The organism is Pseudoalteromonas sp. DSM 26666 (assembly GCF_900116475.1).
GTDB lineage: Bacteria > Pseudomonadota > Gammaproteobacteria > Enterobacterales > Alteromonadaceae > Pseudoalteromonas > Pseudoalteromonas tetraodonis.
The window spans coordinates 254,860-270,603 of the sequence record NZ_FPAR01000005.1 but is presented as its reverse complement, the minus strand read 5'-3'; the positions used below and the strand labels follow the sequence as shown (position 1 = coordinate 270,603).

At 39.7% G+C, this 15,744-nt stretch carries 16 protein-coding genes; 6 read left to right on the top strand and 10 right to left on the bottom strand.

What is annotated here, in order from left to right; translation table 11 throughout:
• Positions 1 to 194 precede the first annotated feature (194 nt).
• Positions 195 to 488, top strand: coding sequence for a ComEA family DNA-binding protein (locus BM380_RS11445; RefSeq protein WP_024602041.1), 294 nt, complete (start codon positions 195 to 197; stop codon positions 486 to 488).
• Between the two features lie 12 nt (positions 489 to 500).
• Here BM380_RS11445 and BM380_RS11440 read toward each other — a convergent pair whose 3' ends face one another.
• The 3 genes from BM380_RS11440 to nhaB form a co-directional block, all read right to left on the bottom strand.
• Positions 501 to 803: a DUF6170 family protein gene (locus BM380_RS11440; RefSeq protein WP_024602042.1), complete on the bottom strand. Its 303-nt coding sequence runs from the start codon at positions 801 to 803 to the stop codon at positions 501 to 503.
• A 1-nt stretch (position 804) separates the two neighbouring features.
• Positions 805 to 1,323 carry a disulfide bond formation protein DsbB gene (gene dsbB, locus BM380_RS11435; RefSeq protein ID WP_058155084.1) on the bottom strand — a complete coding sequence of 173 codons (519 nt, stop codon included), beginning with the start codon at positions 1,321 to 1,323 and terminating at the stop codon, positions 805 to 807.
• A gap of 118 nt (positions 1,324 to 1,441) precedes the next feature.
• Entirely contained in the window at positions 1,442 to 3,013 is a 1,572-nt protein-coding gene (gene nhaB / locus BM380_RS11430) for a sodium/proton antiporter NhaB (RefSeq protein ID WP_013465528.1), read from the bottom strand.
• Positions 3,014 to 3,314: 301 nt separating this feature from the next.
• Here nhaB and fadR point away from each other — a divergent pair, with 301 nt between their 5' ends.
• Positions 3,315 to 4,028 (top strand): fatty acid metabolism transcriptional regulator FadR, encoded by a 714-nt coding sequence (gene fadR, locus BM380_RS11425; protein ID WP_008109093.1) that lies wholly within the window; start codon positions 3,315 to 3,317, stop codon positions 4,026 to 4,028.
• A gap of 236 nt (positions 4,029 to 4,264) precedes the next feature.
• A complete protein-coding gene (locus tag BM380_RS11420; RefSeq protein WP_008109095.1) occupies positions 4,265 to 4,870 on the top strand; it encodes a peroxiredoxin in 606 nt (201 codons plus the stop codon).
• A 60-nt stretch (positions 4,871 to 4,930) separates the two neighbouring features.
• Here the strand turns inward: BM380_RS11420 and BM380_RS11415 are convergent, their stop codons facing one another.
• Positions 4,931 to 7,525 carry a TonB-dependent receptor gene (locus tag BM380_RS11415; RefSeq protein WP_033104092.1) on the bottom strand — a complete coding sequence of 865 codons (2,595 nt, stop codon included), beginning with the start codon at positions 7,523 to 7,525 and terminating at the stop codon, positions 4,931 to 4,933.
• Positions 7,526 to 7,814: 289 nt separating this feature from the next.
• The gene (gene smpB, locus BM380_RS11410) at positions 7,815 to 8,294 is read right to left on the bottom strand and encodes an SsrA-binding protein SmpB (protein WP_090494416.1); all 480 of its coding nucleotides are present in this window, start codon (positions 8,292 to 8,294) and stop codon (positions 7,815 to 7,817) included.
• Between the two features lie 148 nt (positions 8,295 to 8,442).
• Between smpB and BM380_RS11405 the strand changes: the two genes are divergently transcribed.
• Positions 8,443 to 8,883 (top strand): type II toxin-antitoxin system RatA family toxin, encoded by a 441-nt coding sequence (locus tag BM380_RS11405; RefSeq protein WP_013465525.1) that lies wholly within the window; start codon positions 8,443 to 8,445, stop codon positions 8,881 to 8,883.
• Positions 8,880 to 9,203: an RnfH family protein gene (locus tag BM380_RS11400; protein ID WP_013465524.1), complete on the top strand. Its 324-nt coding sequence runs from the start codon at positions 8,880 to 8,882 to the stop codon at positions 9,201 to 9,203. The genes BM380_RS11405 and BM380_RS11400 overlap by 4 nt, the downstream gene beginning before the upstream one ends.
• A gap of 50 nt (positions 9,204 to 9,253) precedes the next feature.
• On the opposite strand, the gene BM380_RS11395 is transcribed toward BM380_RS11400, so the two are convergent.
• Positions 9,254 to 9,613 carry an outer membrane protein assembly factor BamE gene (locus BM380_RS11395; RefSeq protein WP_013465523.1) on the bottom strand — a complete coding sequence of 120 codons (360 nt, stop codon included), beginning with the start codon at positions 9,611 to 9,613 and terminating at the stop codon, positions 9,254 to 9,256.
• A 106-nt stretch (positions 9,614 to 9,719) separates the two neighbouring features.
• Here BM380_RS11395 and BM380_RS11390 point away from each other — a divergent pair, with 106 nt between their 5' ends.
• A complete protein-coding gene (locus BM380_RS11390) occupies positions 9,720 to 10,061 on the top strand; it encodes a GIY-YIG nuclease family protein (RefSeq protein ID WP_024602045.1) in 342 nt (113 codons plus the stop codon).
• Here BM380_RS11390 and BM380_RS11385 read toward each other — a convergent pair.
• The 4 genes from BM380_RS11385 to ilvC all read right to left on the bottom strand — a co-directional run bounded on the left by BM380_RS11385 (position 10,007) and on the right by ilvC (position 15,736).
• Positions 10,007 to 10,726: a M28 family peptidase gene (locus BM380_RS11385; protein ID WP_302847039.1), complete on the bottom strand. Its 720-nt coding sequence runs from the start codon at positions 10,724 to 10,726 to the stop codon at positions 10,007 to 10,009. The genes BM380_RS11390 and BM380_RS11385 overlap by 55 nt on opposite strands.
• Before the next feature lie 193 nt (positions 10,727 to 10,919).
• Positions 10,920 to 12,110: a tetratricopeptide repeat protein gene (locus BM380_RS11380; protein ID WP_090494412.1), complete on the bottom strand. Its 1,191-nt coding sequence runs from the start codon at positions 12,108 to 12,110 to the stop codon at positions 10,920 to 10,922.
• Positions 12,111 to 12,188: 78 nt separating this feature from the next.
• Positions 12,189 to 14,108, bottom strand: a complete 1,920-nt coding sequence (locus tag BM380_RS11375; protein ID WP_090494410.1) for a methyl-accepting chemotaxis protein — start codon at positions 14,106 to 14,108, stop codon at positions 12,189 to 12,191.
• Positions 14,109 to 14,263: 155 nt separating this feature from the next.
• Positions 14,264 to 15,736: a ketol-acid reductoisomerase gene (gene ilvC / locus BM380_RS11370; RefSeq protein ID WP_064662601.1), complete on the bottom strand. Its 1,473-nt coding sequence runs from the start codon at positions 15,734 to 15,736 to the stop codon at positions 14,264 to 14,266.
• Positions 15,737 to 15,744 lie beyond the last annotated feature (8 nt).

The window sequence follows — 15,744 nt, the reverse complement described above, 5'->3', positions numbered from 1 at the left end:
TTAGTTTATCTGCAGCTTGGTTGACAATAAAGAGTAACTCTACTTTATTTATTAAGTCACTTTATAACGCGTTGCAGTAAAGGAGTCGCAAGGAGTGATTGTTACCGTTAGTACTTAGTAACCACAACGTTATGTAAAAGTGCTGGGTGTAAATAATCAACGAATGTTCATGTAAGAACACAAAAGGAAATAGTATGAAATTAATTAAAATCATCTCATTAGCCGCTGCTTTATGTTTATTACCTATGGGTACCACCTTTGCGCAAAGCGATATGCTATCAGAGCAGATGCAATCAGCTGTGGTTAATATTAATACTGCTGATTTAAAACAGTTAATTAAGTTACCAGGTGTTGGCAAGAAAAAAGCACAGGCAATTATCGATTATAGAGAAACAAATGGTGATTTCGCATCACTTGAAGATCTAGCTAAAGTAAAAGGGGTGGGTAAAAAAATGCTAGCCAAACTTGATGGAAAGGTGGCGTTTTAACTTAAAAGGGCGCTATGCGCCCTGATCAAACTGTTTTAAGGCAGCACCAAGGTGCTTTTTAGCAAAATTAACATCTACGGGGGCGGTTAGTAGCGGGTAGCTTAAACCAGCCACAATCAAAAAGGGCACGAGTAGCCATCCTTCAAAAAGGGTAAATATTAAAAAAAATGGGCTTAGCAGCATAAGCTTTACAATACGCATTAACACTCTGTCACTAGGAGAGAGCATACTTAACGAGATCGCAATAACGGTTTGTCTTTGACGAACTTTTAAGTGTTTAAGTTCGTCAACGTGGCTTGAAAAAAAAGTAAACATATTAAAGTGACTTTTTAGAGATTAATCGACTGGCCACTAACGCAAAAAGTGTGGCGGTAAACAATACAAAAATAACTTCCATCCATGCTGGCATACTTAAGCCTGCAAATTGCCAATCTATGTTTCCGCAATCACCGGTTGCCTCAAAAAATTGCGGTATCCAATGATGTAATGGCATAAACTCTGGAAAATTCGGCTCAAACTCACAGCTAAATGCAAAGGGGTCAGTGGTTGTTTGCATTTCAATGTGTTCACGAGCTATTAGTAACCCCCATACACTTGAAACCCCCCACACTGTATAAGCGACAATACGGACTACGAGGTTGTTTGGTTTACTGGCGCCAATAATACCGGCAAAAAGTAAACCTAATACCGCGGTGCGTTGGTAAATACACATAATGCACGGTGCTAATCCCATGTTGTATTGAAAAAAGAGCGCGATGACTTCAAGCAGAAAAACAATCCCACTGAATAATAACCAAGGTGTACGTTGAGTACTTAGATTAGCAAGCCAGTTCATAACAAATCCGTATTTAAATAAGGGCTTAGATTATGACGTAGGATAAACAGCGGAGCAAGTAAAAGGGAAAAAGTGAGGAGCTATGAAATTTCCTAGCTCCTCAAAGTCGGGGAAGCTCTTAATGCCCAGAATTCGCTACAGGGATGTGGTGTTGTATTATCCCCCAGTCATAAAACAAACTGGTTATTTCACTCAAGCCAAAATAAGTCGCGCTTAACCCAACAAAGGTAAGCACAAAAGTGTAAGGTAAAGCCATATACACCATTCGACCGTAAGATAGGCGTAACACGGGAGCTAGTGTTGATGTAAGTAAGAATAAGAAAGCAGCTTGACCATTAGGGGTGGCCACGCTGGGTAAGTTTGTGCCGGTGTTTATCGCCACTGCAAGTAAATCAAATTGGTCTCGAGTTATTTGACCTGCTTTTAGAGCTGCAGCAACTTCATTTATATATACAGTGCCGACAAATACATTATCACTGACCATTGAAAGCAATCCATTAGCGATAAAAAACATCACCAATTGTAAGTGCCCTTCAAATGTTAGTACCCAAGTAATCACAGGAGTAAAGAGTTGTTGATCGATGATTACTGCAACCACACTAAAAAATACACAAAGTAGTGCAGTGAAGGGGAGGGCCTCTTCAAAGGCTTTACCGAGTTGGTGCTCTTCTATTATACCGGCAGACGACGTGGCTAAAATAATCACCGATAAGCCAATTAAGCCTACGGTTGCTAAATGTAACGCTAAGCCAGTAATTAACCAGATAGCGATTAGTGCTTGAATTGTGAGGTTAACTCTATCGCGTTTGGTGCGCTTTTTATCAAGTGTTTGTGCATGGTTTTTTAAAATAGCATGAATTGTTTCTGGCAGTTTTGCCCCATAGCCAAAGGTTTTTGTTTTTTCTAATAAAAAGGTTGTTAATAAGCCCGCAAAAAGCACGGGTAAAGAAACGGGCAGCATTCTTAAAAAGAACTCTCCAAATAGCCAACTTGCTCGCTCTGCAATAATTAAATTTTGTGGTTCACCAACCATAGTACACACGCCGCCAAGTGCGGTCCCAATCGAGGCATGCATCAGTAAATTACGTAAAAAAGCACGAAACTCTTCAAGCTCTTGACGGTTTACCTCTTTTACTTGGTTATCATCGTTAATATCGTGCTCACTAATAAAATCTTTTCCTGAGGCCACCTTGTGATAAATACTATAAAAGCCCATGGCCACCGCAATAACAACCGCCATTACAGTCAGGGCATCCAAAAAAGCTGATAAAAACGCAGCAGCTATTGCAAAGGCAAGCGATAAAACGGTCTTACTTCTTACTGAAACCACTAACTTGGTAAAAATATACAGCAGCAGATCTTTCATGAAATAAATACCGGCAACCATAAAAATAAGTAATAAAAGCACATCTAGGTTTTGTGCTATTTCATGTTCAACTTGCGTGGTTGATGTCATACCAATTAATAGTGCCTCAATGGCAAGTAGACCACCAGGTTGCAGTGGGTAACATTTGAGCGCCATGGCCAGTGTAAAAATAAACTCAATAACCAGTACCCAGCCAGACAAATAAGGGTTTAATTGAAACAGCAGCGGGTTAATTATTAAAAATGCAATAATGGTGTATTTATACCATTGAGGTGCTTTACCTAAAAAATTTATAAATATTGCAGATGGGACACTCTGTTGCATGATTTTTCCCTAGGGAGGCGTTTAATAGTCTGGTTAATGTCATTAACTTAGTCCAGCTTATAGAGGGTGTAAACAACTAAATAATAATAGTCAAAGTGTCTGGTATGAATAATAGGTTGGCATTCATATTGTGTTTAAAACCTATCGGTAAAACTAGCGAATCATACAAGTAAAGTTGCCTTTTTAATCACATACCTAGGTAATTTAACTTACTTTACTTGTTAGTTGTGGCTTGTCTGGTACAATCAGTCAGTTAATCGTATGTAGCGATGTGATGTGAATTAATTCGAGTAGGAATTGAATGAGAATTTTTAAAGCGAAAAGCCCAGCAGGATTTGCTGAGGAATACATAGTAGAGTCAATCTGGAATGGTGATTTTCCTCCAGGTTCAATTCTGCCTGCTGAGCGTGAACTCTCAGAGTTAATTGGTGTTACTAGAACCACATTACGAGAAGTATTACAGCGATTAGCTAGGGACGGTTGGTTAACAATACAACATGGTAAACCTACTCGCGTTAATAACTTTTGGGAAACCTCAGGATTAAATATCCTTGAAACACTGGCACGTTTAGATGAAGATAAAATGCCAGAGCTAACCGATCAGTTACTCTCAGCACGTACTAATATCAGCGCAATTTATACCCGTGCAGCTATAAAACTTGCACCAGAGCGTGTTATCGAAATTTTATCACAAAGCGATGAATTAGAAGACAGCGCGCAAGCGTTTGCAGATTATGATTATAAAGTTCATCATGAATTAGCTGTTGCTGGTAACAATCGCATTTATGTGCTCATCCTTAATGGCTTTAAAGGTTTTTATTCTAAGATTGGCTGCCATTACTTTTCAGATCCTCGCACTCGCGAGCTTGCACGCCAGTTTTATAAAGACTTAACTAAGCTTGCTGAGAATAAAGAGCACGATGGTGCAATATTCATGATGCGTAAATATGGTCATCAAACCGGTGAAATATGGCAACATATTCGCGGTGATATGCCTAGCGATATTATGGATTAGTAAAAGAAACCTGCTTAAAGCAGGTTTTTTTATGATTAAAAATTAGTCCATTTATCAAGCGTTCGCTATTTTAGAACGGTGCTATCTATAAATACGATTGTTAATTTATTTTTGATAGCCATAGAATAACGTTTAATTAAATATGGTTGCTATTGTAATTTTAAAATTAGTGCCCATATTAGTAATCAGTATTGCGTAAGCAATTGACAATAAACTCAAAATATTTGGAGAATAAAATGGGTGTATTAGTAGGCCGCCAGGCACCAGACTTTACCGCTGCAGCTGTTCTAGGTAACGGTGAGATTGTAGATAGCTATAACCTTCACGAAAAAATCAAAGGTAAAAAAGCAGTAATCTTTTTCTACCCACTAGATTTCACATTTGTATGTCCTTCTGAGCTTATTGCTTTTGATAAGCGTTATGCAGAATTCCAAAAACGTGGCGTAGAAGTAATTGGTGTTTCTATCGATTCACAATTCTCACACAACGCATGGCGTAACACGGCTGTAGCAGACGGCGGTATTGGTAAAGTTCAATACGCACTAGTTGCAGACGTTAAACACGAAATCTGTAAAGCATACGACGTTGAGCACCCAGAAGCGGGCGTTGCATTTCGTGGTTCTTTCCTAATCGATGAAGAAGGTAACGTACGTCACCAAGTAGTGAACGATTTACCACTGGGTCGTAACATCGACGAAATGATCCGTATGGTTGATGCACTAGCATTCCACAGCGAGCACGGTGAAGTATGTCCTGCTGGTTGGACTGAAGGTAAAAAAGGAATGGACGCAAGCCCTGAAGGCGTTGCTAAATTCTTATCTGAAAACGAAGGCGAGCTATAATTTAGCCCTTTAGTTTAAGAAAAAAAACCGCCAAAATGGCGGTTTTTTTATTATTTTAAATTAAAACGAAAAGCTAACTTTAGTGTAAATGTAACGACCACGAGGGTTGTGTACACCCGATGCGTAACCATACAGATCTGAATCACCGTCACCAATTGCAAACGGTGGCTCTTCATCAAATAAGTTGTTCACACCTAGTGATACTTTTGCTGACTCAGTAATACGGTATGATGTTTGTAAATCTACCAGTACTTGTGAATCAACAGTACGCGATGTATTACTATCGAAGTCTAAGTTACCATCGAAGTCGATATCTGGCGTATCTTCAAACTCACCTACATAACTAATGTTCATGTTTGTGTTGAACTGACCAATTTCCCAGTTAGTTGAGAAAATCCAGCGATGCTCTGGGTAACCATATTCACCGGTATAATCGCGGCCGTCTTTTTCAAATTTATCTTGGTAAGCCCATTCTAAATTGAATTTTAGTAAGCCTAAGTCATCCAGTGAGTGATTGTAGTTTGCTGAAATATCAACGCCCGAAACTTCTTGTGATGACACGTTTTCAAAAGTACTGAAAATCTTTTGAATAGTCCCTAAACTGTCTGTACCTGACGGAGGTAAGCGAACACATACGGTACTATTTTGGTTATTACACTCAGAGTTGTAAATTGGACCAAACTCTTGCTCATCAATTTTATTGTCTTGGGTGATACTCCATACATCTACACTCAAACCAAAGTCAGTTGTAGGTGCCCAAATAAAGCCGACGTTCCAAGATTCAGACTCTTCAGCCTCTAAGTCAGGATTACCAGCAAATTCAATGTTGTAATCTAGTGCATCACAATCTTTACCCGTTGCGTCACAACGGTAATTATCGATAAAGAACTGGCTCTCTTGAGATGGCCCTAAACCTACTTGTGCAAGTGACGGTGCTCTAAAGCCTTGTGCCCAAGAACCACGCACTGTGATTTCATCTGTAGGTGCCCAGCGTAAAGCGACTTTAGGGTTGGTTGTGGTACCAAAGTCACTGTAATCATCGTAACGACCAGCAAGTTGTAGCTCTAAGTTCTCAGCAAGTGGAATTGAAAACTCTACATAGGCAGCGTATTGGTCACGCTCTGCTGCAGCTGACACAGACTCGGTACCAAAGATTAATCCTCGTTGGAATTGATCATCTGGCGTATCCGTTACGTCCTCTTCGCGGTATTCAATACCGGCCGCCATCATGACAACATCATCACCAAAGCTAAATGCTTCACCTGAAATGTTAGCATCGAACGACGTCATATGAGACTCGCCTTGACGAACCAAGCTCGTAGTAATTCTATCAATTACGGCCGGATCGTTGTAAGTGCCGCCAAATGGGTTGTAGTTACCGGCATCAATTTCTTGTTGTAAGAAGTCGGTACGTACCCAACCTTGTGAGCGATCTCCAGTTTGTAATGACTTACTACGTCCTTTTTGTACCGCTGTTTCCCAGCTCCAATCGTTTATTTCACCTTTTAAACCAGCAACAAAACGTAATGTGTCTGATTCGATATCCCATTGACGCGCACCCGCATCTACGGTTCTGTAACGACCTATTTCAATATCTTGGCCGAATGGGTTATTAGGGTGACTACCTGGTACTGTTAAACCAGCATCTTCATCAAGTGGCGTTGGGGCACCCGCTGCAATTGAGCTGTTATGCTGAACGGCCATTTCTAAGAAGCCCGTTATGCCATTATCAAAGCGGTATTCAAATTGTGAAATAGCGCCCACACGTTCTGATGCCGGTGCAATATAGCCGAATGGGCCATAGTCAAATAAACAACTGCCACTTGATGTTGCATTTTCTGCAGGACACGCAGGGTCAATCGTTTTAACGCCATCAACATAGAAGTAGCCAGGGAAACCACGTGATGAACGGAAATCTTCACCACCATACGGAGACTGGTTAGCGGTACCTAAACGGCCCATTTCATCTGATGATAAAGAGGTGTTTTTAAAGTAATCGATAATAACGGATGCACTACTTTTTGCACTAGTAGTACCCCAAACAATACTGGCTGTAGTTTCTTCATAGTTAGGGCCATCTGTGCCGCCGTAACCTAGGTTTACTTCAATACCGTCAATATCTTTTTTCAAGATAACGTTTACAACACCCGCTACGGCATCAGAGCCATAGATTGCTGACGCGCCATCTTTTAAAATATCAATACGTTCGATTGCTGAAACAGGAATACTGTTGATATCAACGAATGAATTTGTGATCCCCTCAGCAAACGCACTAATAGCAACGCGACGACCATTAATAAGCACTAACGTAGCATCAGCACCTAAACCACGAAGGCTAACTGCAGCTGATCCATTTGCGGTTGAATCTTGGTTATTTCCACGGGTTGAAAAGGTACCATTACCCGCAACAGGCATTCTTTCAAGAAGCTGTTGTAGGTTGTCATAACCCATGTTTTCGATGTCTTCTTTATTGATTGATTGTACCGGAGACGGGCCTTCTATGTCCGAACGCTTGATACGAGAGCCTGTTACTTGAATACGTTCTACTTTTTCTGCAGTTTGCTGTGCAGCATAAGTTGTTGTACTAAAACCTGCTGACAATGCGATAGTAGCACCGATGATTAAGCTCGGTGTAAATGCAATTGATTGCTTCATCCTTAAGTCCTTGTTGATATGTTATAATTTACTTGTTTTTACAAGTCGAATTATTAATACCATGTAACTTAAGTGTTATCAATTGGCCACAAAGATGATTTTGTTATTCGTACTAATATGTGCTGATTTTTTTAATAAACGTCAATAACGAAATGCACGTCATATGGCGCAAAACCGTGTTTTAGTGATTATTTTAAAACTAAACGCTAACGGGCTTTATTTTGTAATAATTTGTACTTTGTTCAAAAAATCAGCCAAAAAAAAGCCTAACATGATGTTAGGCTTTTTTTTATACTTTATGTTTCATTAAACGTTCTTTTTCACGGGACCAATCTTTATTTTTACCGTCTTCACGTTTGTCATGCATTTTCTTACCTTTGGCTAAATGGAATTCAAGCTTCACCCAGCATTTTTTCCAATACATAGCTGTGGCAATTAATGAATAACCATCACGCTCAGTTGCACCAACTAAACGGTCGAGTTCACGTCTGCTTAGTAGTAACTTACGATAACGCAGCGGGTCACAAATAACATGGGTCGATGCACTATTTAAAGGCTGAATGGTACTACCTAATAAAAATGCTTCACCGTTTTTAAGATGAATATAAGTTTCAGAGATATTCACTTTACCAGCTCGGATACTTTTTACTTCCCAGCCTTGGAGTTCAACACCTGCTTCAAACTTGTCGTGTAAAAAATACTCGTGTCGCGCTTTTTTATTTAGCGCGATGGTATTACTTGTCGATTTTGATGAATTTTTCTTAGCCATAGTGCCCTATAATATACGTTATACGAGATGTTTTACATCGATTTTTTTAAATTATACATGCAAAAGCGAAGGATTCATTTAAGCGCGATGAAAGTTTGGGGAAACGCACAAAGCTTGCTAAAATTCCTGCACACAGTTGGGAGTGAGTATGCCACAAATAGAGAAAAGTGCGCTGGTTATGTACAGCACTAAAGAGATGTTTGATCTAGTCAATGATGTAGAAGCTTATTCGCAGTTTTTACCTAATTGTTCAGACTCAAAAATTATTAAGCAGCATGATAATAACATGACCGCCAGTTTAGAAATATCTAAAGCCGGTATAAAAAAATGGTTTACCACTGAAAATACGCTAATTGATGAGCAAACAGTGATGCTTCGCTTGGTCGATGGGCCTTTTAAAACCTTACAAGGTCGCTGGCATTTTCAGCAATTAGATGCGCATGCGTGCAAAGTGCATTTACAGCTAGACTTTGAATTTTCTAGTAAGTTAATAGAACTTGCGTTTGGTAAAATTTTTAATGATGTGGCTAAAAATATGGTGAGTGCCTTTACTCAACGAGCAAAAGCGGTATATGGAGAGCGAGCATGATCAATATTGAAATTGTGTTTGCGTTACCAACGAAAGCAACCACGCTAAATATAGAGGTATTCCAAGGTACCACCGCAGAGCAAGCAGTGATCCAATCAGGTATTATTAAGAAGTGCCCTGAAATTGATGCAACCGCTTTAACTTTAGGTGTATGGAACAGAACGGTAAAGCTTAATCATGAGCTTAAAGACGGCGATAGAGTTGAAATTTACCGCCCATTAATTGCCGACCCTAAAGATGCCCGCAGAAAGCGCGCCGAAAAAGCCAAAGAAGAGGGCCGCGCAAATAAAGTAACCGGTGGCCGACCGTTAGATCGTTAGATACAAAAAAGGTGAGCCATGCTCACCTTTTTCAATTAAACCCAAATGGCTTATTGCTCTAAAGGGGTTGTAAAGTTTTCTGGTTGCTCATAGTCACCAGAGACCGTTACCAACTTTTCATTTTCAAAGTTTAATACTAATGATTTATATTGTTCATTAGCGCGCCCTTTATTAAAGCTGTAAACGTAACGCCAAGTATTTTTATCGAAGGCGTCTTCGGCAATCGGTCTGCCTAGTACATAAATTACTTGCTCGCGAGTCATATTAACGCGAAGCTTATCAACGTCTGATTGTTCTAAAAAGTTACCTTGAGGGATGTTGATTCTGTACACCCAGCTAGAACAACCTGCGGCTGAACTAAGCGTTAAAGCGACGATAAGCCAAAGAGAAAAAGTTTTTAACGACTGCATTGTTAGTTGTGATCCTTATTTTTTATAATCTGCATGATACCGATTAGTCACTCAAGGTAAAACCCTTTTGAGTAATTGTTTTTGTTTAGCGCGTTAAGGCGAGGTTTTGACCATTAATAATCAAAAAAGTTTAAACGATGAGTTGTGCAATAGTAAAAGTAAACCGGCTGTTTGGTCACTGTATATTGTGCAAACACGGCTTGGTCATTGGTATACCGGTATTACAGTTGATGTAGCGCGTCGTTTAGCAACGCACCAAGCGGGTAAAGGGGCAAAAAACCTCAAAGGGAAAGGACCGCTGGTGCTCATTCATCAGCAACAAGTTGGGACTAAAAGCGACGCAAGTAAATTAGAATATGCGATTAAAAAACTTCCACGGGCAAAAAAAGAGGCTTACGTTGCTGCTTTTAAAGGGGGACTGAATACCTCAGGGTTTGTCAAAAGCTGATTAATAAATGCCTCAATTAGCAATACTGCTTCTTGATAAAGAGCAGTATTAATATTTTCGAGCGTATCTTTTGCTGTGTGAAGATAATTATCGGCGCCCATCGAAAAGTACACATACGGAATTTTCTGTTTAGCGAATGAATAATGGTCGCTGGCTCTGTGCCAGTCTATTTGTTTCGTGTTGGTTAATCTGCTCATTTTTCGTGATGAGTAAACGGGCTTTAATTCGACACTCGTATTTTTTATTTGGCTAAATAGTGGAGTGAGTTGACCTTTTAACGAACGACTTGTTAGCGCGTATAACCGCTTATGCGATTTTTTAATTGCCAACATATCTAAGTTAATATTTAAAGCAACAGGGAACTGGCGCATTGTTTTGGCAAAGTGCTCACTGCCGTGTAAACCGTTTTCTTCAGCGTCTGTTGCAACAAACACAAAACCATAGGATGATTGCACCTTTAAAGCGTTCGATAAGTATAGTAATGCGGCAACACCCGAGGCATTATCGTTAGCGCCAGGGTGTAATTTTCCGGCTTTTAGGCCTAAATGGTCGTAATGCGCTGTAATAACAATAACAGGCAAATTTTTTGCTGTTTTGGTCGCAACAATATTTACGCCTTGCGCCTTAGAAAACAGCCCTGATGGATAAGTAAAAGGTTGTTCTATAACCGTCAGTTGATGCTCTTTAAAGCGTGCTTTTAAATATTCTCTGGTGAGTAAAGCCGAGTGACTATTCGTTTTTCTGCCTGCTAATTTAGAGCTGGTTAGCGTTGTTAAATCAGTGAATAACTGCGGCTCAATCGGCTTTGAGAGTCCACTCCAACTTATAAAAAATACAATGCAGGTTAAGCTAAATAATTTAATAATGATTCGCCTTAACGATAAGTGATTTTAATGCGATGAGTTTATTATCATAGCGTTGTTTGTCATGTGTAAAGTCTGCTTTTTTTCTGGCTTTACGCAAATGAAATTCCGCCCTAGCTATATTATTTAACTCAAAGTAACTTCGCGCCAGTCCAAAGTGGCTTTCATGTAAGGTTGGTGACATAGCGTTCGCTTTTTTATAGTGGCTAATTGCGCCTTTAAAATTACCATTTACATACTCACTGTTACCAAGCGAGATATGATAGTAAGGATTTTCTTGGCGTTTTTTGTCAAGCTCAGCCAATAGCTTTTCGCCTTCGGCCACTCTATCTGTGAGTGTGTATAATAATGCTAAGTTACCTTGTGCAGTATTATTATCAGTATTTAAGGCAATAGCATAGCGATACATTTGCTCCGCTTGCTTTAAATCATCTAATTGTTTAAAGAGTACCCCTAAATTGCCCCAGCTAGCACTAAATGAAGCGTCCGTATTGATTGCTGCTTTGAAATAGCTAAACGCTAAATCATAGTGTTTATTTACCAGTGCCTCACCCCCTTTATTATTATAAAACATGGCGGTCACCCTTTTTTTTGAAAGCAATGAGGTTGCAAAACGGGCTTGTCGGCTATTGGGGTCAAAATCAATGATTAAACGCTTATTACGCTGATAAACAAGTGAGCTATCTTTGAGTTTCGTTTTATTGTCTATGGCAAGGTTGATGTGTCCCGTGAGTAAATTAAATCCCTGATTTAGAGACCAATACTCCGGAATGTGTACTTTTTGAAAGCGAGCTTTAAGCCCTAAATACTCAGCTAAACTATATGCTAAAATTGATAGTGACAAGCAATTGGCGTTTAAGTTTTGATAGCTCTGAGATGCGGTTTGTGTCGTGGTGGATTGATAAGATAAAGCGCTATCGCCATTTGTGAGTAAAAAACTAAGTAGGCTATACGCTATTTCATCAACTGATTTACTCGATTGCACGTAAGCATTTAATTGCTGTTTGAGGCTATCGTCGAGTTGAAATATTTGTTGCTCAGACTCTACCAGCTGCTGTTGTAATTGCATGGGAGGAGTAATAGTGGGGATTGGCACGCTTATATTGGCGTTATCTGTGGTGCTACAAGCACACAGAGCCAGCAGACACACAATCAGTAAATAATGTTTACCTTGGAGAGCATTCATACACACCTCTGTACAAAAAACACACTTAAGTATAGTGGTTATTTTGTACAGAGGTTATTTTTTAATGTAACACTCTATTTAACGTTGCTGATTAAACGTTGCAACGAGTGCATCAAGTGTTTGTGCGCTGGTGGCTAAATCACGAATTGCTTGTTCTGTATTGATTTGTTCACTCATTGATTTATCACTGATCTCACTTATTTGCTCAATACTACGACCTACATCATTCACAACGCTACTTTGCTGTTCGGTGGCGGTGGCAATTAAGGTCGCCATATCGTTAATTTCATTGGCTGTTTCAGTAATGGTATTAAGTAACTCAACCGAGTTTTGCATTGCGCTTACGCTTTGTTGTGCTTTATCTTTTGATTGACCGATATCGCTGACAACGTCATCTGAAATATGAGTGAGCTCTTCAATCATTGATTGAATTTCAGTGGTCGATTGTGAGGTACGATTCGCCAGCGCTCTTACTTCATCAGCAACTACAGCAAAGCCTCGTCCATGTTCACCAGCACGAGCAGATTCAATGGCTGCATTAAGAGCCAGTAAGTTGGTTTGTTCAGAGATACCTCTAATTGAATCCACAATACTAGCGATATCAATAGTCTTTTTAGAAAGTAAAGCAACTTGCTCGGTTATGCCGTCAATGTCGCTGGCAAGGGCTGAGATTGTCGTTTGGCTTTGTAACACTTGTTGATGGCTTTGCTTAGTGTTATCGCGGCTATCGTTGGTTAACTTAGCTGCATTGGCAGCACTTTGCGCTATTTCTTGCACTGTAGCGCCCATTTCATTAATGGCTGCTGCAACTGAAATAGTTTGCTCTTTTTGCTTATCAAGCGCTAAAGAGTTTTGCTTGGCTTGTGAAAATACATGATCTGAGCTGTGGCGAATACCGTGGCTCTCATTAGCCACTTGCACAATAGCGGTTTCTATTTTTTCAATAAATTGATTAAAGCCGGTGGTTAAATTATTTAGCTCAGGTTGGGGAGATGTTGGTAAGCGATAGGCTAAATTTGCGTCGCCACGCCCTAAACGCGAAAATAACTCAGCCATTGTTGATAACGGTGAAGCTAAAGACCGAGCTAATAAGTAACTGATCACGCTTGCGATTAGCGCAGTGATGATAGTGAAAGTGAATATTTGCCACTCTAGGGTATTTACACTAGAAAAGACTTCGCTTTTTGGGACTTGAGCTAATACAAATAAGTCAGTGTTTTTAATCGGTGTGGCTGCAATGAGTGTGGCTTGCCCGTTGATATTTACTTCCTCTAAAGCGAAGCCGTTTTTATTAAGTAATTTGTTATGAATATTAGCGCTGTAAATACTATCTATATTAACCTTAGCGACTTTGTCTGCATCTTTATGTAACTGAATTAATCCGTTTTTATCGGCAATAAACACAAACCCTGATTGCTCAATTTTAAATTGTTGTAGCAGCTTTTGCATATCTGTAATGCTTTTTGCTAAGCCTGCCAAGCCTAAACCATTAGGTTGTTGGTGGTTAACAAACATTTTTACATCGTTTTCTGACTCTTGATAAATACTAATTGAGTAAGGTTGCTTTGATTGTGTAAAAGCAAAAAACCATCCATCTGCGGCATCATTTTTTAAAACACGTAAAAAGCCATCTTGATTCCAATATTGTGCAGTGTTTTTATTCGCCCACGAAGCCGTGGCAAGATCGTATTGGTCAACCAAACGATTGAGCTCTTTAAGTAATAGCGTGTCGTTGTTGTTGCCAGCATTTGCCCAATCTAAAATAAAGGTATTTGCCGAAAGCTGCTGTGCTGCACCAAGAAGTTCATTGATCTCGCCACCAATATGATTACTGACTGTTTGCAATTTACTTGGCAGTTCAGATTCGATCATGCGTTGCTCAATAATATTCTTTGAGTTATGCAAAGACGTCAAACCAATTAATACAGCAACACAAATAGCAATAATGCTTCCAAGGGCTGTTATTTTTTGAGTAATAGAGAGATTTTGTATCGTCATGATAGTGCTTATATTTACAACTGAGGCAATGAGGGGAATTATTTTAGCACATTATTTATTTTCAGCTATTGATGATTAATTTGCACTTAAAAAAGCCCACAGCAAAATGCAAGTGGGCTTGGTTTCTAACAAGTGAAAGTTCTAGGGTTATAGAATTAAACTATTTTTTTCATTGCGGACATGTAGCCGCGTAATTTTGCGCCCACTTTCTCAACAGGGTGCTCACGTAGAGCCGTATTTATTTGAATTAAAGTTTGGTTATCAACTTGATTACTTTGCTCATTTAAGCCTTTACCAATAACATCAGTATCAATACCTTGCATAAATTCTTGTAGAAGCGGCAAACAGGCATGGTTATATAAATAGCAGCCGTACTCAGCGGTATCTGAAATAGTGCGGTTCATTTCAAATAACTTTTTGCGTGCAATAGTATTGGCTATCAGCGGCGTTTCATGCAGTGACTCATAATAGGCAGATTCTGCAATAATACCGGCCGCTGTCATGGTTTCAAATGCCAGTTCTACACCCGCTTTTACCATTGCCACCATTAAAATACCGTGGTCAAAAAATTCTTGCTCAGCAATTTCTACATCGCCTGCAGGGGTTTTTTCAAAATGAGTTTCTGCAGTTTCAGCACGCCATTTTAGTAAGTTAGCGTCATCATTTGCCCAGTCTTCCATCATTACACGTGAAAATGTGCCATCGATAATGTCATCTTGGTGTTTGTTATAAAGAGGACGCATAATCACTTTAAGCTCTTCACTTAGCTCAAACGCTTTAACCTTTGCAGGGTTTGATAAGCGGTCAAGCATGTTTGTCACACCGCCATATTTAAGTGCTTCTGTGATCACTTCCCAGCCATATTGAATAAGCTTTGAGGCGTAACCGGCATCAATTCCTTTTTCAATCATTTTGTCAAAACATAAAATAGAGCCAGTTTGTAGCATGCCACATAAAATGGTTTGCTCGCCCATCAGATCAGATTTCACTTCAGCGATAAATGATGATTTAAGTACCCCCGCGCGATGACCACCTGTACCTGCTGCATAGGCTTTTGCTTGTGCCAAGCCATGGCCCTGAGGATCATTCTCTGGGTGAACCGCAATTAATGTAGGTACACCAAAGCCGCGTTTATACTCTTCACGTACTTCTGACCCCGGGCATTTTGGTGCAACCATAATAACGGTAATGTCTTCACGAACTTGCATGCCTTCTTCAACAATATTAAAGCCATGTGAATAGGCAAGGGTTGAGCCGTGTTTCATTAATGGCATGATGGCATTAACAACTGCAGTATGTTGTTTATCAGGTGTTAAGTTAAGTACTACATCGGCTGTTGGGATTAACTCTTCATATGTACCCACTTTAAAACCATTGTCAGATGCATTTAAGAATGACTGACGACGCTCAGAAATGGCTGAATCACGTAGTGTATAGGCTACATCTAAACCAGAATCACGTAAGTTTAAGCCTTGATTTAGGCCCTGTGCGCCACAGCCTACAATTACCAATTTTTTACCTTTAAGTGCAGCAACACCGTCGTTAAATTCGTCTGCGCCCATAAATTCACATTGTGCCAATTGCGCTAATTGTTCGCGTAAAGGTAAGCTATTAAAATAATTTGCCATGATAAGTT